The sequence below is a fragment of the Clostridium aciditolerans genome (assembly GCF_016316925.1).
GTDB classification, from domain to species: Bacteria; Bacillota; Clostridia; order Clostridiales; family Clostridiaceae; genus Clostridium_AM; species Clostridium_AM aciditolerans.
This window is the reverse complement of sequence record NZ_JAEEGB010000004.1, coordinates 12,547-34,839: the sequence shown is the minus strand read 5'-3', so window position 1 is coordinate 34,839 and position 22,293 is coordinate 12,547. Positions and strand designations below refer to the sequence as shown.

17 protein-coding genes, 2 tRNA genes and 1 other RNA gene are annotated in these 22,293 nt (G+C 33.3%); 3 read left to right on the top strand and 17 right to left on the bottom strand.

The features are described from left to right. Window positions 1-2 precede the first annotated feature (2 nt). The 5 genes from nuoE to fdhF form a co-directional block, all read right to left on the bottom strand. A complete protein-coding gene (gene nuoE / locus I6U51_RS02895) occupies window positions 3-491 on the bottom strand; it encodes an NADH-quinone oxidoreductase subunit NuoE (protein ID WP_211141103.1) in 489 nt (162 codons plus the stop codon). Between the two features lie 156 nt (window positions 492-647). Next, window positions 648-1,427 (bottom strand): formate dehydrogenase accessory sulfurtransferase FdhD, encoded by a 780-nt coding sequence (gene fdhD, locus I6U51_RS02890; protein ID WP_246517047.1) that lies wholly within the window; start codon window positions 1,425-1,427, stop codon window positions 648-650. Beyond that, window positions 1,420-1,959, bottom strand: a complete 540-nt coding sequence (mobB, locus tag I6U51_RS02885; protein WP_211141102.1) for a molybdopterin-guanine dinucleotide biosynthesis protein B — start codon at window positions 1,957-1,959, stop codon at window positions 1,420-1,422. The genes fdhD and mobB overlap by 8 nt, the downstream gene beginning before the upstream one ends. Continuing rightward, window positions 1,937-3,142, bottom strand: a complete 1,206-nt coding sequence (locus tag I6U51_RS02880; RefSeq protein ID WP_211141101.1) for a molybdopterin molybdotransferase MoeA — start codon at window positions 3,140-3,142, stop codon at window positions 1,937-1,939. The genes mobB and I6U51_RS02880 overlap by 23 nt, the downstream gene beginning before the upstream one ends. A 74-nt stretch (window positions 3,143-3,216) precedes the next feature. Beyond that, window positions 3,217-5,367, bottom strand: a complete 2,151-nt coding sequence (gene fdhF / locus I6U51_RS02875) for a formate dehydrogenase subunit alpha (RefSeq protein ID WP_211141100.1) — start codon at window positions 5,365-5,367, stop codon at window positions 3,217-3,219. Window positions 5,368-6,175: 808 nt separating this feature from the next. Here fdhF and I6U51_RS02870 point away from each other — a divergent pair. Continuing rightward, a complete protein-coding gene (locus I6U51_RS02870; RefSeq protein WP_246517046.1) occupies window positions 6,176-6,526 on the top strand; it encodes a hypothetical protein in 351 nt (116 codons plus the stop codon). A gap of 91 nt (window positions 6,527-6,617) precedes the next feature. On the opposite strand, the gene ssrS is transcribed toward I6U51_RS02870, so the two are convergent. From ssrS to I6U51_RS02825, 10 genes are all read right to left on the bottom strand, one after another. Then, a non-coding RNA gene (gene ssrS / locus I6U51_RS02865) (6S RNA) lies at window positions 6,618-6,812 on the bottom strand. An 11-nt stretch (window positions 6,813-6,823) separates the two neighbouring features. Then, a tRNA-Leu gene (locus tag I6U51_RS02860) sits at window positions 6,824-6,906 on the bottom strand. Between the two features lie 56 nt (window positions 6,907-6,962). Next, complete coding sequence (locus tag I6U51_RS02855) at window positions 6,963-7,571, bottom strand: lytic transglycosylase domain-containing protein (protein WP_178905982.1); 609 nt, start codon at window positions 7,569-7,571, stop codon at window positions 6,963-6,965. Between the two features lie 22 nt (window positions 7,572-7,593). Continuing rightward, on the bottom strand, window positions 7,594-8,217 hold the full coding sequence (gene coaE, locus I6U51_RS02850; protein WP_211141099.1) for a dephospho-CoA kinase: 624 nt from the start codon (window positions 8,215-8,217) through the stop codon (window positions 7,594-7,596). Between the two features lie 31 nt (window positions 8,218-8,248). After that, window positions 8,249-10,915: a DNA polymerase I gene (gene polA, locus I6U51_RS02845; protein ID WP_211141098.1), complete on the bottom strand. Its 2,667-nt coding sequence runs from the start codon at window positions 10,913-10,915 to the stop codon at window positions 8,249-8,251. A 32-nt stretch (window positions 10,916-10,947) separates the two neighbouring features. Then, window positions 10,948-12,093, bottom strand: a complete 1,146-nt coding sequence (gene aroC, locus I6U51_RS02840; protein WP_211141097.1) for a chorismate synthase — start codon at window positions 12,091-12,093, stop codon at window positions 10,948-10,950. A 368-nt stretch (window positions 12,094-12,461) separates the two neighbouring features. Next, window positions 12,462-13,379, bottom strand: a complete 918-nt coding sequence (gene glsA / locus I6U51_RS02835; protein WP_211141096.1) for a glutaminase A — start codon at window positions 13,377-13,379, stop codon at window positions 12,462-12,464. 230 nt (window positions 13,380-13,609) lie between these two features. Further along, window positions 13,610-13,744, bottom strand: a complete 135-nt coding sequence (locus tag I6U51_RS25005) for a hypothetical protein (protein ID WP_281395922.1) — start codon at window positions 13,742-13,744, stop codon at window positions 13,610-13,612. A 205-nt stretch (window positions 13,745-13,949) separates the two neighbouring features. Further along, window positions 13,950-14,951 (bottom strand): GGGtGRT protein, encoded by a 1,002-nt coding sequence (locus tag I6U51_RS02830; protein WP_211141095.1) that lies wholly within the window; start codon window positions 14,949-14,951, stop codon window positions 13,950-13,952. A gap of 20 nt (window positions 14,952-14,971) precedes the next feature. Beyond that, the gene (locus I6U51_RS02825; protein WP_211141094.1) at window positions 14,972-15,664 is read right to left on the bottom strand and encodes an iron-sulfur cluster assembly scaffold protein; all 693 of its coding nucleotides are present in this window, start codon (window positions 15,662-15,664) and stop codon (window positions 14,972-14,974) included. A gap of 309 nt (window positions 15,665-15,973) precedes the next feature. Here I6U51_RS02825 and I6U51_RS02820 point away from each other — a divergent pair. Then, a tRNA-Leu gene (locus tag I6U51_RS02820) sits at window positions 15,974-16,060 on the top strand. 257 nt (window positions 16,061-16,317) lie between these two features. Then, entirely contained in the window at window positions 16,318-20,700 is a 4,383-nt protein-coding gene (gene polC / locus I6U51_RS02815) for a DNA polymerase III subunit alpha (RefSeq protein WP_211141093.1), read from the top strand. Between the two features lie 199 nt (window positions 20,701-20,899). Here polC and I6U51_RS02810 read toward each other — a convergent pair whose 3' ends face one another. Continuing rightward, window positions 20,900-21,694: an RnfABCDGE type electron transport complex subunit B gene (locus I6U51_RS02810; RefSeq protein ID WP_211141092.1), complete on the bottom strand. Its 795-nt coding sequence runs from the start codon at window positions 21,692-21,694 to the stop codon at window positions 20,900-20,902. An 18-nt stretch (window positions 21,695-21,712) separates the two neighbouring features. Then, window positions 21,713-22,291, bottom strand: coding sequence for an electron transport complex subunit RsxA (gene rsxA / locus I6U51_RS02805; RefSeq protein ID WP_178905973.1), 579 nt, complete (start codon window positions 22,289-22,291; stop codon window positions 21,713-21,715). Between the last annotated feature and the right edge of the window lie 2 nt (window positions 22,292-22,293).

Sequence of the window (22,293 nt, the reverse complement as noted above, 5' to 3'; positions counted from 1 at the left end):
CACTATTCACCTCTATATTCATCAAGAATTTCTTTTACCATTTTAGGCGTTAAGTTACCATAGTATCTTTCATTAATCATCATTACAGGTGCTATAGCGCAACATCCTATGCAGTTAACAGTATTTATTGAGAATTTAAGATCTTCTGTAGTTTGTCCTGCTTTAATGCCCAAACATTTTTCAATTTCGTCAAGCGCAACCATTGAGCCTGCAACGTGACAAGCAGTTCCATCACATACAGTTACAATATATTTTCCTTTTGGTGTTAAACTTAAAGCTTTATAGAAAGTTGCCATACCGTATAATTTACTTACAGGTATTTCTAAATATTCTGCTAGAGCTTCTAATGCTTCTCTTGGTATATACTTATACTTTCTTTGTATATCCTGAAGTATTGCCAGAGTAAATCTCTGTTCCCTAGGATATTTTTCTATTACGTCCCTCGCACACAAGCTGTCTTCGTGTAATTCTTGTTTTTGTGCCGCTTGCATAAATAAATCCCCCTCTTATTGCAAATTTATATAAACAGAATAACAATAATTATCCCGCCTATCCCTAAAACCTAAAACCTAAAACCTATTTAAAACCCAAAACCTTTAAATCCCAAACCTATATCATTAATAAAACCCTATTTTAAACTTTAATAATTATTTTATCCTATAAGGACATGTATAAATTTTCATTTTTTCTCCTCTTACAAACCCAGCTAATGTTATATTTAACTTTTGTGCAAGTTCTATTGAAAGACTAGTTGGTGCAGACTTTGAAATAACTATTGGCAATCCAAACCTAGCAACTTTTAATATCATCTCAAAAGACACTCTGCCACTTATGAAAATAATCTTACCATTTAGCGATATATTTCGCATAAGTGCCTCTCCAATTGCTTTGTCCATAGCATTATGCCGTGCTACATCTTCACAAATCACAATTATTTTTTCCCCATCTGATAAAGCTACACAATGCGCTCCTCCTGTTTGCTTGAAAGCCTCAGAGTATGACAAATTCTCATCCATTAATTCGTAAACTTTTGAAACATCAATTGAAAAACATTGATCTTCTACAACTTTACAATTTAATGATTCAATTAAATCGGAAAAAAAATCTGCTCTATCTTCTTCATTAAAACCTACCGGCAGTAGTTGCCTTGATTGTTTATCGCTATTAGCATTCAATCTTATCTTAGCTATCCCGTTTTTTTCATCTAATATAAAACTTTCTACTTCATCCGTATTAGAAATTATTCCTTGAGTTCTTAAAAATCCCCAAACCAAAGCGTCTAATTTTTCAGGCGTGCATAATAGTGTGGCTATATGTTTTTCATTTATGAATAAACTTAAGGGGTATTCATAAATCATACTTTCTGAGCTACTTTCTTTTTCATACTTGTCGTATTTAACTACAGGGTATTTTTTTATTTTAATCAACTGCAGTTCCTCCCAAAATGTTTCTTTCAATAAAATCACACACTTCTTCTGGGTTGTTTATATCTAAAACTGGAATGTTTATATTTAGTGGTTCATTGCTTGCAACAGCAATGAAACTTGAGCTATCAAATTTAGGATTTTGACACAACAAATTACTGTCAACTTCCTTTCTATGAATCTCTATTTTAGGGAATTTGTTATCTTTAAATCCTTCGATTATAATGATATCCATATCTTTAAATAGCCATAGTAATTCATCTATTGTTCTTTTAGTTTCAATTCTTTGAATCATAGCTAATTTTGAATCTGATGAAACTACAACCTTGTCTGCTCCAGCCTCTGTGAGTTTGTAGCTATCTTTTCCTGGGTAATCTATCTCAAATTTATGGACATCGTGTTTTATTGCTCCTACTTTATATTTCTTATTCTTTAGTATTTTTATAATGTTCTCAATTAAAGTTGTTTTCCCAGTATCAGACTTTGTTGATACAATTGAAATTACTGGTATTTTATTTAAATATGAATCTTCCATTGACTTCCTCTCCTGCTTTTACCATTTCTTTATCTAGTATAATAATTCCATTAGCCTTACTTATCGTTAAGAGTTGATTTGAGCTTTGAGAGCCTACTTTATAGGCATAATAGATTCCATCTTTCTCTTCAATATTCACATAAACATAATTTGTCCTGCCTTTGACAGACTTAAAGTCTTCTCCTAAAATCACCTTAAATTGCTTATTATGTATGTCACTTTTGCCCATCATCTTTTTTGCTGCAGGACTTACAAACTGTTCAAATGTATTTATTACTGCTAAAGGATTTCCCGGAAGGCCAAAGAATAACTTATCTTTATATTTTGCAAATGTGAATGGCTTCCCAGGTTTTATAGCTACTGACGAAAATTTAATATCAGCCCCTAATTCTTTTAAACAGTTCTCAACAAAATCATAATCTCCAGCAGATACCCCTCCAGAAGTTATAATAATATCACCTTCTTCAAAGGCCTCTTGCATTTTTTTGAACAACACGTCCATATCATCTCTTACAATACCATAAAACTTTACATCAGCTTGAAGATTCTTTCCAAGTGCCATAAGTGAATATCCATTACAGTCTCTTATCTTACCTGAAATTAACTCTTCACTGACATCTATAAGTTCATCTCCTGTAGTGATTACAATCATTTTAGGTACTTTAAAAACTTTAGCAGAGCTAAATCCTAGTGAAGCCATAAGTCCGATTTCTGACGGTCTTATAGTCATACCTGATAATAGCGCAATATCTCCTTTTTTAATTTCTTCACCAAGATTTAATATATTTTTATTCTTTTCTACCGGATTAAATATAGCTACCTCTTCATTGTCAGCCTCAACATTTTCAATTTGAATTACTGCATCAGCACCATTAGGTACAGGTGCTCCTGTCATTATTTTTAGTGCTTCTCCACACTTTAGCTGACCTTTATAGAAATCGCCTGCTTTAATTGTCCCTTTTATTTTAAGTTTTACAGGCTTTTCTTCTGAAGCGTTTTCTGTATCATCACTTATAATGGCATATCCATCCATCGCAGATTTATCAAAAGGAGGTAAATTATCTTTTGAATAAATATCCTCCGCTAAAACCTTGTTTAATGAATTTAATATGTTTACTGTTTCAAATCCTAATACTTTTGTTTCTTTTAATACTATTTCTAAAGCTTCTTCGATTGTTATCAATTTAATTTCCTCCTATGTTGGCTAAATAGTTTCTCAAAAGACCTATCTTTTCCAAGATAGGCCTTTATATTATTTTATACTTCCACTTTTTCGGTTTGAACATTCATTGCTTTTCTTACTCTATTGTATTCCTCCTTAACAAATTGCTCTGCTTTTTCTTGGTCTTCTATTGTTTCAATTTTTACAGCACAGTATTTATATTCAGGAGTCTTTGATATAGGATCTAAGTTATCTATAGTCAATTCGTTGCATGCACCTATCCACCATTGATATGTCATGTAAACTGCTCCTCTGTTAACTCTATCTGTAACTAGCGCCCTAGCTACTACAGAACCTCTTCGAGAACTTATTCTTACTAACTCCTGGTCGTTAACCGTTAATTTCTCTGCATCCTTCGGGTTCATTTGTATGTAGCCAGGTTCATCAGCAAGCTGCTGAAGGGCACGACAATTTCCTGTCATTGTTCTTACGGAATAATGACCTACTTCTCTAACTGTAGATAATACTAAAGGATATTCTTCATCTGGAGTTTCCATTGGCGGCCTCCATTCTGAAGCAGATAACTTTGCTTTTCCACTTGGAGTTGAAAATTTATTTCCTTCATACAGGTATGAAGTTCCTGGATGTTTCTCGTCAGGACATGGCCATTGAATGCCTCCAAGCTCCTCTAATCTTTCATAGCTAGCTCCTGTAAAGTTTGGGCATAGATGTCTCATTTCATCCCATATTTCCTTCGTATTATTATAATGCATATTATATCCCATTGCAGTAGCCACTTCCGAAAGTATTTGCCAATCTGGTTTAACATCACCACTTGGCTCTATTGCTTTTCTAAACCTTTGGAAGCCACGATCAGCACAGCTATAAACACCTTCATGTTCTCCCCAGGATGTTGCTGGTAATATTACATCAGCATGCAATGCTGTCTTGTTCATAAATATGTCCTGTACAATTACAAGTTCCATTTTCTCTAATGCTTCTCTAACCTCTGCTGAATTTGGATCACTTTGAACAGGATCCTCTCCCATAATATAATAAGCTTTAATCTTGTTTTCTTCCAATGTAATCCTTGGAACTTCAGTTAAATGATATCCAATCTTATTGGAAAGCTTTACACCCCATGCTTCTTCAAATTTTCTTCTAACATTATCATCATCCACTTTTTGGTAACCAGGATATACATTTGGTAAAGCCCCCATATCACAGGCTCCCTGAACATTGTTTTGCCCTCTTACTGGTCCAATGCCTACGCTTGGCCTTCCGAAATTGCCAGTTAATATAGCAAGAGCGGCTAGTCCTTTAACAACATCAACGGCCTGTCCAAATTGACATACTCCCATTCCATATAATATCATAGGATTCTTAGCTGATGAATACATTCTCATTGCTTTTCTTATATCTTCTCCCTGAACGTCTGTTATTTTATTCGCATATTCAGGAGTGTATTTGCTAACTAAGTCCTTATACTCTTCAAAGCCTTCTGTATGTTTTTCTACAAACTCCTTATTATAAAGGCCTTCGTTTATTAATACATTGCCTAGAGCATTAACTAACGCCATATTAGTTCCATTTTTTATTGGAAGCCATAAATCTGCTATTCTAGCGGATTCTGTTATACGAGGATCCACAACTATAACTTTAGCTCCGTTTTCTTTTGCTTTAACTATTCTTCTAGCAACTATAGGATGAGAGTCTGCTCCATTATAACCAAAAATAAATATTAAATCAGCATTGTCTAGTTCATGAATACCATTAGACATTGCTCCATTTCCCAACGTGTAAGCCAAACCGGCTACTGAAGGAGCATGTCAAACTCTTGCACAGTGATCTATGTTATTACTGCCAATAACTGCGCGGATAAATTTTTGCATTATATAATTTGCTTCATTTCCTGAACCTCTTGCACATCCTGTTCCCATAATTGACTCAGGACCATACTTTTCTTTTATTTCACCTAATTTTGAAGCAGTAAAACTGATTGCCTCATCCCATGATACTTCTTGAAGTTGTCCCTCTTTTCTAATCATTGGTCTCTTAAGTCTAGAAGTTAAAATTTGTGGATCATTTAAAAAGTCCCATCCATAATAACCTTTCAAACACAAAGTTCCTTCATTAGTTCTGCCATTTGCCGGCTCAGCTCTAACTATCTTATCATCCTCTACAATCAGATTAAGGTTACAACCAGCTCCACAATAAGGGCACACTGTCAGTACCTTATTTTCCATTGTAATTCCCCCCTCTTTGTCTATCTCTTAATTTTTCTCATTGATGCAAATTTATTTATAAACACTGTTTAATATATTAGAATACCACAATGTCTCTGACGAGTCATTGGCAGCATACCTATCAATTCTTGTGATTTAGAAATAAACATGAAATTAATTAAATTTTATAATTACATTACCAAATAATTAATTATTTTTAAAAATACAGCGGGAATTTATTCAAAGTATACTGGAGATTAACGACAAGAATGATTACTGATTAACTTAGTATAACTATTTCAATGAATGTATAATTTGGTAGATTAGCATGTTTGATCAACCTTTAATTTATTTCAATTTCATTTGTGATTAATTAGATTAGTTTCTACTTACTAATAATATATTAAAATATTAGGAAATTCATGTCAAGTTCTACTAATAAAGCAAAAATAACTATAATTTTTTTAAAATATCATTAAAATAAGTTAATTCTAAATTTTCTCACATATCATTTAATTACATTAAACTCACATAAAAAAACACAAGTTCACAGCAAATTTTTTATCATCTATTGTATATTATTGTATTACTGTTATTTTTTTATCAATAACTTATTATTTTAATTTATTTAGTTTTCATTAAGCCGTACTTCTTAAATTGAAATTACTGTAAAATATTTCAATTAGCAATGAATATACCAAATTTCATAATTCCACTACTACTGCTAATAAAATAATAGAATACTATTATCTCATATGGGAATTCTACTTAATGGGTTCACAATTACGAATCTATTTTAATAATTTGTATTTTGAAAGGAGATTTTCTCATGGATAACCAAAAATCTTTAGAAGAAGCAAAACAACTTAACCAACAATCTAGACAAAGCATGACTAATACAGGAATGGCTGGTGGTATGACTAGCAGCACAAATACTTCAGACTTACAAGAGGCTGTGCAACTTAATCAGCAATCAAGACAAGGCAGTGCTTCAGCAATGACTAGTGGATCAGATGCTTCAGACTTACAGGAGGCTAGACAGCTCAATCAGCAATCAAAACAAGGTAGCACTTCAGCAATGACTAGCAGTACTAACATGGGAATGACTAGTGGAGTTGGCTCTTCTGATTTAGAAGAAGCTAAGAAACTTAATCAACAATCAAGAGAAAGCAAAAAATAGTTATTAATCATATACGTTATACAGAATATAAACTAAAATCTGTATAAAATAAAAGAGAGGTAAATTTACCTCTCTCAATTACTTTTCAAAAGTATAATCCGAAATACCGCCGTTCTAATTTTGACACCTATCTCTCCGATAGGTGGGTGTCCTCACAGATGTTTCTATCGCCCTCAAAGCCGTCAAAAGGTCTCACAAGAAAGTACATATCTACGCCTAAATGTTGAACTCCCGTTTTAGTAATGTAGGTTCAAAATATAGAGCATCTCAAATATCCCAGAAATTATACAATTTTAATGGTGCGAAAGACGGGACTTGAACCCGTACGGTCTCCCACACGCCCCTCAAACGTGCGCGTCTGCCGATTCCGCCACTCTCGCGTCTCTACCTATATTATAGTATATTTTATTTAATTGTCAACTGCAAAATAAATCTTCTAGTTTTTAAGCCTTACATATTGTATGAACATATCTATAGCTGTACTTAATGATTTGCTTTTGTTTTTATCATATAAATACTTATAGATGTTATAGTTCACTTTGACTTTTTTTACATACTTGTCAGTCTCTTTAAAAGGTATGTAGTGAAGATTCTTTCCATCTGCTGAATGGTCTGAACTCTTTAACCATTTTTGTACATTTCCTCTACCACCATTATATGCAGCTAATGCTACATCTATATTTCCGTCAAATTCTTCTCTTAAATTATTTAAATACCAGCATCCCATCTTTATATTCAATTCAGGATCATTTAACATCGAAACATTAAAATCCTTTATATTCATTTTCTCTGCAGCCCATTCTGCAGTATCAGGGGTTATTTGCATTAGACCATAAGCATTCTTATGTGATCTTGCTTCTTCCTTAAAATTACTTTCTGTCTTTATTACTGCAGAAACCAAATAAGGATCCAATGCATATGTTTGAGAATACTTAACTATGTAGTTAGAATATTTTAACGGAAAAAATAACTTTATTATATTTACAATGTTCATTACAAAAACAATAAATACTATAAGCAATAATGCACGTTTAATAGTTTTCAATATACTTTATGTCTTAAAATATCTATAATTTAAGACACTCCACCCCCCTATACTTTTTGCCAATTTCTCTTAGTGCTCTATATAGTTCCTTTTCAGTATACTCTAAAGTTTTTGAGTTATCTATTATAAAATCGCATACCTTTTTTTTATCTTCTAAAGGCATTTGGGAACTGATTCTATCAATTACCTGTTCCTCTGTTAAGTGATCTCTATTTTTTACTCTTTCTATTTGGGTTTTTGAATCAACCCATACAAGTATATTTACATCCATATGCTTATGAAGATTATTTTCTATTAATGTAGCTGCATCAACGAAACATACTTGCTTCCCTTCTTCTTTAAACTTATCTAGATTGATAAATATATATTCTATTATAAAAGGCATTATTATATTTTCGTATTTTTTTCTTCTTTCTTCCACAGCAAATATATAATTACCAAACTCTTTTCTTTTAAGTTCTCCCTTTTCATTAAAAAACTCTTTTCCAAATTGTTCTTTTACTTTTTGAAGTATCTCAGGATAAATCTTTAATACCTCTCTTGCAACGATATCTGCGTCTATAATACTGAATCCTTTTTTTCTAAGCATATCAGATATAGTACTTTTCCCGCTTCCTATACCACCTGTAATGCCTATTTTTATCACAGAGCAACACCTCTTTAATTACAGTCTTATATTATTTAGCTTCATACCAGTTTCCACCTATATTTATATCAACTTCTAGAGGCACCCTTAAATCCAAAACCTCTTCCATCTCTTTTTTTACTATGGCTTTTACTTCTTCTAATTCTTCTTTGTGTACATTTACAATAAGTTCATCATGAACTTGTAGTATTAATTTACTATTAAGGTTTCTTTTTCTTAATTCATCATATACATTAACCATAGCCAATTTTATAATATCTGCAGCACTTCCTTGAATAGGAGTATTCATAGCAAGTCTCTCTCCAAAAGATCTTACCATCTTATTTGATGCCTTTATCTCTGGAATAAATCTTCTTCTATTCATAACAGTAGTTACATATAGTTTTTCCTTCGCTTGCTCAATTGCATCATCTAAATATTTCTTTACACCTGGATATCTCTCAAAATATGTATCTATGTAATTTTTAGCCTCTTTTCTAGATATCTTTAGATCCTTTGCTAAACTGAAGTCTCCTATACCATAAACTATTCCAAAGTTTACCGCCTTAGCATTACTTCTTTGCAACGGAGTAACTTCATCTATAGGCACTCTAAATACTTCTGATGCAGTTTTAGTATGAATGTCACTGTGGTTTACAAAAGCATCTATTAGATTTTCATCATTAGCTATATGTGCAAGCACCCTAAGCTCTATCTGTGAATAATCTGCTGAAAGTATAACACAATTATCATTCTCTGGCACAAAAACTTTTCTTATCTCTCTTCCCATTTCATATTTGATTGGTATGTTTTGAAGATTAGGTTCTGTGCTTGAAAGTCTGCCTGTAGTTGTAACAGTTTGATTAAAGCTTGAATGAATTTTTCCATCCTCATCTACTACAGCTTTTAATCCTTCAATATATGTTGAATAAAGCTTTGTAAGCTGTCTATAGTAGGTTATCTTTTCTATTATTGGATGCTTATCTGAAAGTTCATCTAAAACTTCAGCGTTAGTTGAATATCCTGTTTTAGTTTTCTTAATCACCGGCAAATCAAGTTTTTCAAATAATATTTTCCCTAATTGCTTAGGAGAATTTATATTAAATTCTTCTTCTGCAAGATCGTATATTTCTTTTTGTATAGTGCTTATTTCAACTTTGAATTTATCACCAAGCTCTGTTAACTTTTCTATATCTACCTTAAATCCCTCATATTCCATATATGCTAATACTTCAGTAAGTGGCTGTTCTACTTCATACAAGAGTTCATCCATATTGGCTTCTTTTATACTAGCTTCCAAAGACTCAAATATCTTACTTAAAAGAGCTGTATGCTTTACTTGCTTTGTAAGATCATCTCCAGTAGGCCGAATTAATAAATAATTTCCTATAATATCTTCAAGTTCATATTCTCCTTTTGAAGAATCAATTAAATATGCAGCTATTTTTGTATCAAATTTTATTCCTTCAAAGCTTATGCCCATTTTGCGCAATATAGTATGTGGCATCTTAACATCATGACTTACCTTCTGTATGTTTTTATCTTCTAATATAGATTTAAGTAAGTTTATTACTTGCTCTTCGTTAACATCCATAAGTTGTTTTATTTCTACGACATAATTATTTTCTTTTAGATTTACAAATATTTTTTCTATATAGTTTTTAGAGTACACACTAGCATCTGCTATTTTAAAAGTCATATACAAAAGTTCATTCTTATTCTTGCAAACTGCAAGTATCTGTTCTGAAACATCTTTAAATCTATCAATTTTGTCAATACTTTCAAATATAACTTCTTGCTCTTCATCACTTTCCTCTGATTCTATATCTATGTTTTCACTACCCTTTTCTATTCCTGGAATTTTATTAATTAGTGTTTTAAATTGAAGCCTCATAAATAACTTTCTTAAGCCTTCAGCATTGTAATTTTCCTTTGATTTTATAGAATCTAGATCTATATCAATAGGCACATCCTTCATAATTGTGGCTAACTTTTTACTAAATATAGCCTGCTCACTGTACTGATGCAAATTTTCTTTAATTTTCTTACCACTTATATTATCTATATTGCTAAGTACATTTTCTATACTTCCATACTCTTTTATAAGTTTAAAAGCAGTTTTTTCTCCTATTCCAGGAACTCCAGGTATGTTATCTGATGAATCTCCCATAAGTCCCTTTACATCAATAAATTGACTTGGAGTAACACCATGCTCTTCAACCATTCTTTTTCCATCATAAATTTCCTTTTCTGTAATTCCCTTTTTAGTTATTATAACCTTAATATTATCTGAAGCTAATTGTAGGGCGTCTCTATCTCCCGTAACTATGTATACTTCTATATCTTTATTCTCTGCAAAAGTAGAAAGTGTTCCAATTAAATCGTCTGCCTCGAATCCATCTATTTCAAAAATATTAATTGAAAGCAATTCCAATAACTCCTTAACTACTGGAAACTGCTCAGCTAACTCCTCAGGCATTTTTTTTCTTCCAGCTTTATACTCCTTGTATTCACTATGTCTAAAAGTAGGCGCACTTCTATCAAAAGTGGATACAATATAATTAGGACTTATTTCTTCCTTCATTTTTAAAAGCATAGTAATAAACCCATATACAGCATTAGTGTGTAAGCCTTCCGAATTTGTTAAAGGTGGAAGTGCATAAAATGCTCTATTCATTAAACTATTACCATCTAGTATCAATAATCTTTCTTTTGTCATGTAAAATTACCTCCATTATAGTTTATATATCCTTATCTCTCATATACTTCTCGTCTGTATTCTACAACATATTGTTTTAGTTCTTGAAAGCTATCACAGGGAAACTTACTCATAATCTCTTTCAATATCTCAAAGGCACAAACATTTTCCAATACTACTGAAGCTGGAATAACTCCACATACATCAGATCTTTCATATCTATTTACTACATTTGTTCTATTAACTAAATCTATAGAATCTAAACTCTTTTTCACTGTGGGGATAGGTTTCATATAGACCTTCATATCTATATTTTCTCCATTAGAGACTCCTGCTTCTATTCCTCCACAATTATTCGAAGTTCTTATTATTTTTTCATCTACATAATATATAGGATCGTTAAAGCTACTTCCTAGCTTACTTAAATCAAGCCCATTGCCAAATTCAATTGCCTTTATTCCTTGTACCGACATCAAGGCTCTACTTAAGTTTGCATCGAGTTTTCTATCCCATTGAGTATAGCTTCCTATACCAATCGGCATGCCTTTTACAGAAATAAAAATACACCCTCCTATAGTATCTCCCTGCTCTTTACACATATCTATTTTTTCTATTATCTTTTCTTCAACTATACTATTATAACATCTTATTGAACTACTCTGGATTTTTTTAAATATTTTATCGTCATATAGGTCTACTGTATCATCCAAAATATTACCAATGCTATTAACTTTGCTTCTTATCTCTATATCTAGCTCTTTTAATATATTTCTGCACAAAGCACCTACAGCGGTTCTTATGGCAGTCTCTCTAGCTGAAGTTCTTTCTATTACATCTCTAATGTCTCCTGTACTATACTTAAAGAACCCAACCATATCCCCGTGACCTGGACGCGCTATCTTAATCTTTTCCTCATCTTTTGGCTCTCTACCCATTAATTCTTTCCAATTTTCATAATCCTTATTAAATATTACCATGGTAATAGGATTTCCCGTCGTTTTTATTCCCCTAACACCGGACCAAAGCTCAACCCTATCTTGTTCAATTTTCATCCGATCTCCACGGCCATATCCTTTCTGTCTTCTTTTCAGCTCATTATTTATAAAATCCATATCTATATTAAAATTAGATGGTATACCTTCTACTATTGCAATTAATGCCTTTCCATGGGATTCGCCAGCATCTAAGAATCTAAGCATATTTTAGCTCACCTTTCATAATTTAAATTTTAAAAATACAAGTGTATGACACACTATTATTTTCTTTTACTATTATAAATTAGAAAAATCTCCTTGTAAAAATTTAAATAAACTATACCCTTTTTCATATGATATATCAATAGAAATACTAGTAAACATTATATGAATTATACGAAAGTAAAAAAGATTATATCTGATATATATTTAATAGCTATTAACAGAATACGTCTATTAAATAATTATTTCAGATATAATCTTTTGCAAATATCTTAGGCATATGAAAATAAATAAGAGACCAAAGATTCGAAGCATATTTCGTCTATTATTTATTTGATTATGTCTTATAGCCTGTCTAAAATAAACTTTAACTAAAATATGCTTAAATCTAATTCTTTTGATAACTCTTCTAGAATTTTTACTCCTGCAATACTGTTACCTTTAATATCAAGTGCTGGTCCAAATACTCCAATTCCCATTCTCATTGGAACTGCTGCAAGTATACCTCCGCCTACCCCACTTTTACATGGTATTCCTATCTTTACTGCAGTATCTCCTGATGCATCATACATTCCACATGTAACCATTATTGTTTTAACAATTCTAGCCACATAGGCTGGTACTACCCTTTCACCATTCCAAGGTAAAACTCCATTATTAGCTAAGACAGCTCCCACTCTTGCTATATCCTTACAAGTTCCTTCTATAGCACACTGCTTAAAATATACATCTAATACTTCTTCTACCTCTCCCTCTATTACTCCAGTACTCTTCATAAAATAAGCCAAGGCTCTATTTCTATGTCCTGTATTTTTCTCTGATTTATATACATCTTCATTGATATTTATATCTGGATTTCCTGTTATTTTTCTAGTGAACTTTAAAATTCTTTCAAAAATCTTGTCTCCATCCCCGCCTGCAATTAAAGAAACCGTTGCAATAGCTCCTGAATTTATCATAGGATTTAAAGGTCTCTGTGGACTCTTCGTTTCTAGATTTATTATAGAATTAAATGCATCTGCAGTTGGCTCCATTCCAACTTTTTTAAACACATTTTCTTTCCCATTATCTAAAATAGCTAACATTAGAGTTATGACTTTGGAAATACTTTGAATTGTAAACTTCTCGTCGCATTCTCCAGAACAATACTCTTCTCCATCTAAAGTAGTTATACATATTCCTAATGCTTCTGATTTAGCCTTAGCTAATTCTGGTATATAGGACGCTACTTTTCCATTTTTCGTATAAACTTTATTATTTTCAATTAAGGTATCTAATAACTTTTCCATATATTCTCCCACCTATCTAATGCTTTAGATTATATATAATTAATAAAAATTTTTCATAATTTGTTTGAAACTTAATTTATATCTTTTAAACTTTCATGAATTTTGTATTAATACCTGCATATATCATTATATATCGTTTTCACCTGTTTGTAATCACTTTTTTTGTTATCATTGTATAAAAAAAAGCAGCAAAATTTTATTAAATCTGCTGCTGGTATATTCAAAAATTATTAACCTCGTGGAAGGATTCTACCTATCATATCAAACAAAAATCTACATGATTCCTTCTTTTTAGTTTTTACCTTTTTGCTGTCATCACTTTTTTTGTCGCCTACAAAGTTCACATCCTTTGGCATTTCCTTCATACAAACCACTCCCTTTTCCTATTTTTATTTGCAGTTTGTATAGCATTAAGCTATTCAAATCTTATATTTCTACTATTATAATATGTTTATATTGAAATGTCACTATAGAAATAGAAAATTTTTAGAATTTTTTTAATTTTGAAAATTTATACCTCTATGATTGACATAGAGGCATTTTAACAAGGTTTTTACTATGAATTTTTTACTATTTTCTCATTGCTTCTTCAATAGCAACAGCTACTGCAACGGAAGCACCTACCATAGGGTTATTCCCCATTCCGATTAGTCCCATCATTTCAACGTGAGCTGGAACTGATGAAGAACCAGCGAACTGAGCATCTGAGTGCATTCTTCCCATAGTATCTGTCATACCATAAGAAGCTGGACCTGCTGCCATGTTGTCTGGGTGAAGAGTTCTTCCAGTACCGCCACCAGATGCAACGGAGAAGTATTTCTTGCCCATTTCAACACATTCTTTTTTATATGTTCCTGCAACTGGGTGTTGGAATCTTGTAGGGTTAGTTGAGTTACCAGTTATTGATACGTCAACTCCTTCATGGTGCATTATAGCAACACCCTCTCTAACATCATCCGATCCATAACACTTAACCTTAGCTCTTGGTCCATTTGAGTAAGCCTTTTCTTTAACTATTTCTAACTTACCTGTATAATAATCGAATTTAGTTTGAACATATGTAAATCCATTTATTCTTGAGATTATATAAGCAGCATCTTTTCCAAGACCATTTAATATAACTCTTAATGGCTCTTTTCTAACTCTGTTAGCTTTTTCAGCTATTTTTATAGCACCTTCAGCAGCTGCAAATGATTCGTGTCCTGCTAAGAATGCAAAGCATTTAGTTTCTTCTCTTAAAAGCATAGCCGCTAAGTTTCCGTGTCCAAAACCAACTTTTCTGTCATCAGCAACTGATCCTGGGATGCAGAAAGATTGTAACCCTTCTCCTAAAGCTTCAGCAGCTTCAGCAGCTTTTACGCATCCTTTTTTTATAGCTATTGCAGCACCTACTATATAAGCCCAGCAAGCATTTTCAAAGCATATTGGCTGAGTTGATTTAACTATGTTATAAACATCTATTCCTTTTTCATCACATACAGCTTTAGCGTCTTCTAAAGTCTTCATACCATACTTTTCGAGCACTGGTGTGATTTGATTAATTCTTCTTTCATAACTTTCAAATAATGCCATTTTCGTGTCCTCCTTATATATTATTCATGTCTTGGATCGATAACTTTTACAGCTTCATCAAATCTACCATATTGACCAGTAGCTTTTTCCATAGCAACGCTCGCATCCATTCCTTTTCCTATAAACTCCATCATTTTTCCAAGGTGAACAAATTTATATCCTATAACCTCATTATCTGCATCTAAAGCTACCTTTGTAACATATCCTTCAGCCATTTCTAAGTATCTTGTTCCTTTAGCCTTTGTTCCGTACATAGTACCAACTTGGCTTCTTAATCCTTTTCCTAAGTCTTCAAGTCCTGCTCCTATTGGTAGTCCACCTTCTGAGAAAGCAGTTTGACTTCTTCCATATACTATTTGTAAAAATAATTCTCTCATAGCTGTATTTATAGCATCACAAACTAAATCTGTGTTTAACGCTTCAAGTATAGTTTTTCCTGGAAGTATTTCTGATGCCATAGCAGCAGAGTGAGTCATTCCTGAACATCCTATTGTTTCAACTAAAGCTTCTTCAATTATACCATCTTTAACATTTAAAGTAAGTTTGCAAGCACCTTGCTGTGGAGCACACCAACCTACACCATGCGTTAAACCTGATATGTCTTTTACCTCTTTAGCTTGTACCCATTTTCCCTCTTGTGGAATTGGAGCTGCTCCATGATTTGGTCCTTTAGTTACACAACACATTCTGTCAACTTCTGTTGAATAAATCATTTTTTATTCTCCTTCCTACATATATAATTATTATTTATATAGAACATAGTTATACTTATGTTCTAATAGTGCTATTTTTAACCCACAGGGACTTTTTTGTTCCCACAAACGCATAAAAAAATACATTTTTTCAACAATTATATTTTAACAAATAAAAACTACTATCACAATAGATTTTATACAAAAATTGAAATCAAAACTATATACATAACATTTTGACAATTGAAGCAGAATCTTTAATTATTTATATATAATCTTAAACATCTATTGACTATATTTATTATATGTGATATTATTACTTTGTCACTTGCCGAAGTGGTGGAATTGGCAGACGCAACGGACTCAAAATCCGTCGGGGTAACACCCGTGCGGGTTCGACTCCCGCCTCCGGCACCAAGTTATATCAATGCTTAAAGGCTCTTTGGATGAATAATCCAAAGAGCCTTTTTCATGTCTATGTCCTCAAATAAATCTGTATTTCCTCTAACACAGATGCATTAATACTAATGAAATAAAAGAAAAAACCATGATAAGATAAAGTCACTTTTTATAAATGAGTGCTTGTATGCCTATTTTTCCTACATGACAAAGCATAAGTCTATCTTATATAATAGTAACATACTAAAAATTTTTGAGGGAAGGTTAAAGAACAGATGAAAAGAATAAATGAAATTTTTAGTGATTATGAGGCAGGAGGTAACATAACTACCGCTATTGTAGAATCTGTAGTCTTAAGTAAAAAAACTAAGACCCTGGAAATGAAAATCAGCTCAGATAAATATATTGAAATAAGAGAATTTGAAGAGCTTAATAAGTTTATAAAAGAAAGATTTGCATTAAAAGATTCTAAAATCGCTGTAAAGTATGTTGAGGGAACGGATAAAAAACCCATAGAAGAGGAACTAAAAAATATTATACTCTTCGTGGCAGATAGCTACCCTGCCTTAAAAGCAGTACTAAATAATAGTAAATATGAAGTGGTTGAAAATACCATAAATTTTAATTTTGATATGTCAGCATCAGACTTTTTAAAATCCATGGGCTATGATAAAAAAATTCATGATGCCATAAAAAACTTGTACGGCACAACATATAAAATAAATTTTGTTGATAATGTAAGCTGTGAAGAATTTATAAGAATGCAAGATGAAACATTTGCAAAGGAACTGCTGATTACTCAAAAAGAAGTTAAGGCCGCCCCAAGCAGTAATACCCCTAAACCGCCTAAGGAAGCAGCAGAAAAGAAACAAGTATGGAAATCAGAAAAGAAACAAGAAGGAAAGTCAGAAACTGCTGATAAAAAAGACGATCCATTCTTGATATTAGGCAGAAGCTCTAAGATTAGGGAGCCAATAATAAAAATTACTGACATTACACCGGATGAAGGTAGGATAGTTTTAGAGGGTGAAATATCCAATATGGAGGCAAAGGAATTAAGAAGCGGAAAAACATTAGTTTCCTTTGACTTATATGACGGATCAAGCTCCATGACCTGTAAGTCTTTCTTAAAGCCTGGTGAAGAGGGTGAGGTAACATCTAGGCTTAAAAAGGCTAAGGGTGTTAGGGTTGCTGGAAATGCAGGTTATAGCCAGTTTTCTGGTGAAGTTGAGATGATCGCTAATATTATAATAGAAACAGAAGGTATAAAGAAGACTAAGAGGCAGGATAATGCTGAAGTTAAGAGGGTAGAACTGCATATGCATACACAAATGAGTCAGATGGATGCCATGACAGGTGCCTCTGATTTGATTAAGAGAGCCATGAGCTGGGGCATGAAATCCATTGCCATAACAGATCATGGAGTGGTGCAGTCATTCCCTGATGCACATAAGCTCCTAGGAAGAGATAATCCTGACATGAAGGTTTTATATGGAGTAGAGGCCTATTTGGCACCAGATAAAAAACCTTCTGTAACAAACACTAAGGGACAGAGCATCGATACCACCTATTGCGTACTGGATTTGGAAACTACAGGTTTTTCGCCAGTAACAGAAAAAATTACTGAAATAGGAATCATGAAATTTAAGGATGGAAAGGTAATAGACCAATTTAGCTGCTTTGTAAATCCTGAAAAGCCTATTCCACCAAGAGTTGTAGAGGTTACAAATATAACCAATGATATGGTAAAGGATGCAGAAACCGTAGATAAGGTATTTCCTAAAATGCTGGAGTTTATCGAGGGAAGTGTCTTGGTTGCTCATAATGCTGGATTTGATGTAAACTTCTTAAAGCATAATGCCAAAGTTTTAGGCTATGACTTCGACTTCACATATTTGGATACCTTGACCTTAGCTCAGGAACTCTTCCCTGAATTTAAAACCTATAAATTAGGAAGAATCGCTAAAAACCTTGGAATAAAGGTGGAGGTTGCCCACAGAGCCTTAGATGACGTAGATACTACCGTTAAGGTCTTTAAGATAATGCTTGAAAAGTTAAAGGAAAGAGGCGCAAAAACTCTTGAAGATATAGACATATACGGCTCTGATGAAGTTGCAAAGAAGGAAGCCTATAAAAAGCTTAAAACTTATCATGCAATAATATTCGCAAAGAATTATGAGGGCTTAAAGAATTTATATAGACTAGTATCCTATTCTAACTTAGATTATTTTTATAAAAAACCTCGTATATTAAAGAGCATGTTAAAAAAATATTCTGAGGGCTTAATTCTTGGAAGTGCATGCAGTGAAGGTGAGCTTTATCAATCAATACTTCTTGGAAAATCCGATGAGGAAATTGAAGCTATTGCTGAGGAATATGATTACTTAGAAATCCAACCTCTTGGAAACAATGATTATTTAGTAAGGCAAGAGCAAGTGCCTAATAAAGAATATCTAAAGGAAATCAATAAAAAAATTGTAGCTCTTGGAGAAAAATTAAATAAACCTGTAGTTGCCACAGGAGACGTTCATTTCATGGATCCTGAGGATGAGATATACAGACGTATACTGGAGGCAGGACAGGGCTTTAAGGATGCAGATAATCAGGCTCCATTATATTTAAGAACTACTGAGGAGATGCTTAAGGAATTTGACTATTTAGGAGCAGAAAAGGCCTATGAGGTTGTTGTAACAAATACTAATTTGATAGCAGACATGTGTGAGCAGATCAGCCCTATTTCACCAGATAAAGCTACACCACACATAGATGGCTGTGAGCAGACTATTAAGGATATTACTTTTGGAAAGGCTCATGAGCTTTATGGAGATCCACTTCCAGAGCTTGTTCAGAAAAGACTTGAGAAAGAGCTGGATTCCATTATAAAAAATGGTTTTTCCGTTATGTATATTATAGCTCAGAAGCTGGTTTGGAAATCAAATGAGGATGGTTATCTGGTAGGTTCCAGAGGATCTGTTGGTTCCTCTGTTGTTGCATATATGACCGGTATAACGGAAGTAAACGCTCTGCCGCCACATTACAGGTGTCCAAAATGCAAGTATTCAGACTTTGAGGATTATGGAATTAAACTTGGCTTTGACTTGCCAGATAAGGTATGCCCTGTTTGTGGAGAAAACTTAGCTAAGGATGGCATAGACATTCCTTTTGAAACCTTCTTAGGCTTTAATGGAGATAAGGAGCCAGATATAGACTTAAACTTCTCAGGAGAGTATCAGGCAAAGGCTCATAAATACACAGAGGTCATCTTTGGAAAGGGCACAACCTTTAAGGCTGGAACCATAGGTACCATAGCAGAAAAAACAGCCTTTGGATATGTGAAAAAATATTTTGATGAAAAAAATATTTCAGTAAACAAGGCAGAAATCCTCAGAATATCAAAGGGATGTACAGGTATAAAAAGAACCTCAGGGCAGCACCCTGGTGGAATCATAGTTGTACCTAAGGGAAGAGAAATTTTTGAATTCTGCCCTGTACAGCATCCAGCTGATGACCCAAATTCAGATATTATAACAACACATTTTGACTATCACTCTATTGATCAGAACTTATTGAAGCTAGATATACTAGGCCACGACGATCCTACAGTAATAAGAATGCTGCAGGATTTAACGGGAGTGGATCCTCAAACCATACCAATGGATGATAAGGCTACTATGTCTATATTTTCATCAACTGAAGCTTTAGGAGTAACGCCAGAGCAGATAAATTCCAAGGTAGGGACCTTTGGTATTCCTGAGTTTGGTACTAAGTTCGTAAGAGGAATGCTTTTAGATACAATGCCAAAAACCTTCATGGATTTAATATGTATATCAGGACTTTCCCACGGTACTGACGTGTGGCTTGGAAATGCTAAGGACTTGATTGATCAAAAAATAGTTACCAGCATAAGTGAAGCGGTATGTACCAGAGATGATATCATGGTTTATCTTATCAAACAAAATCTGCCACCAAATTCAGCCTTTAAGATAATGGAGTTGGTGCGTAAGGGAAAGGCACTAAAAGACCCAAAATTTCCGGAATATGAGGCTTTAATGAGGGAGCACGAGGTGCCAGAGTGGTACATAGGTTCCTGTAAAAAGATAAAATACATGTTCCCTAAGGCCCATGCTGCTGCCTACGTAATGATGGCATTCAGAATAGCTTGGTTTAAGGTTCATATACCTAAGGCCTATTATTCAGCATACTTCTCCATCAGAGCAAAAGCCTTTGACGCAGAATTTATGATATTCGGCAAAGAAAAGGTTAAGGAAAAGATGAAGGAAATTGAAGCTATGGGTAACCAAGCGGGACCTAAGGATAAGGATATGTTCGATGATCTAGAACTGGTTTTGGAAATGTATGAAAGAGGCATTAATTTCTTGCCAATTGATTTATATAAATCTCATGCCATAAACTTCTTAATGGAGGAGGATGGCATAAGGCCACCTATAAACAGTATAGCCGGTATGGGAAATGTAGCCGCAGAAGGCATATATAACGCAGTACAAGAAGCAGAACAAGAAGGAAAGCCTATTAGCTCTATAGAAGATCTAAAGAAACGTGCTAAAATCGGGAATTCCGCTATAGAATCGCTTAAAAAGTTTGGGTGCTTAAACGGTCTTCCGGAAAGTGATCAAGTAAGCTTTTTTGATGTAATCTAACGAGTAAAAGTTCTAGTTCAGGTTGATAGTACAAAGTACATGATTAATTACTAGTTCTCGAAGTTTATTCTAAGATGATTATCTTTGTAATACTTAATAATATATCTTAGTACAGAAAACCCTATAGTTAGAAAAAGTCCTAACTATAGGGTTCTATTTAAACATTAAATATTATATGCTACTCTTCACGTAATTCCTACTATTTTCTATTCACAATAGCATGAGTTGGACATTTTTCTATGCAAATTCCACAACCTACACACTTATCATGATTTATAACTGGAAGATTATTAATCATTTCAATCGCTTCTTCAGGACAGTTTCTTGCACAAAGACCACAAGATATGCATCCAACACTGCAGTTATTCTTAACTTCTATTCCTTTTGTTTTCGAATTACATCCTATCTCAACTTTTTTTGATACCGGCAGCAGATCTATAACTTTTTTAGGGCAAGTTTTTACACAAGCGCCGCATCCTATACACTTATCTTCATCTATTACTGCAACATCATTAATAATATTCAATGCATCAAACTTACAAGCTTCAACACAGCTACCAAGACCTAGACATCCAAACTCACAGGCCTTTGAACCACCACCAGGTATGTTCACTGCATCAATACAGTTCGCTATCCCATAGTAGATTCCTTTTTCCTTAGCTTTATCACAAGTTCCTTTACATTTTACAAAAGCAACATTGGCTTCTCCCGCATTAATTGATACTCCCATTATTTCTGCAATTTTCTCAGCCACTGCAGCCCCTGCAGCAGCACAACAATTTGTTGCGGCAATTTCATCTGCAACAGCTTGGGCATAGGCATCACACCCTGCATATCCACAACCACCGCAATTAGCTCCAGGTAAACATTCTTTTATTAATGGTACTTTTTCATCTACTTCAACAGCAAATTTCTTAGAAGAATATCCTAAAATTATTCCAAATAATAAGCCAAGTCCACCTAAAGTTATAACTGCAAATAATAATTCTTTCATTCATAGATACCTCCTCTCTTAATGTATTAACCCTTGAAATCCTAAAAATGCTATAGACATTAATCCTGCAGTTATTAATGATAATGGTAATCCCTTTAAAGCTTCAGGTATTTTATCATTAGCTTCCATTCTTTCTCTAAGCCCTGCAAGAAGTACTATCGCAAGCATATATCCAAGACCAGAGGCAGCACCAAAGACTAAAGATTCTACTAAAGTATATTTTTCCTGTACATTAATTAATACCGCTCCAAGAATAGCACAGTTTGTTGTAATTAGCGGAAGAAATATCCCAAGGGCAGAATAAAGAGATGGACTCATCTTCCTTATTACCATTTCAACGAATTGTACCAAAGAAGCAATAACTAAAATATACGCCATAGTGGTTAAATAAGTTATATTTAGAGGTATTAATATAAAATTACTGATTAAATAAGTAATAAGCGATGCAATGGTCATAACAAAAGTGACCGCAAGGCCCATTCCCTTTGCTGTTTCAATTTTTTTAGAAACTCCAAGGAAGGAGCATATCCCTAAAAATCTTGACATTACAAAGTTATTAACAAATAAAGCTCCAATAACTAAATAAAATAGTTTCATTG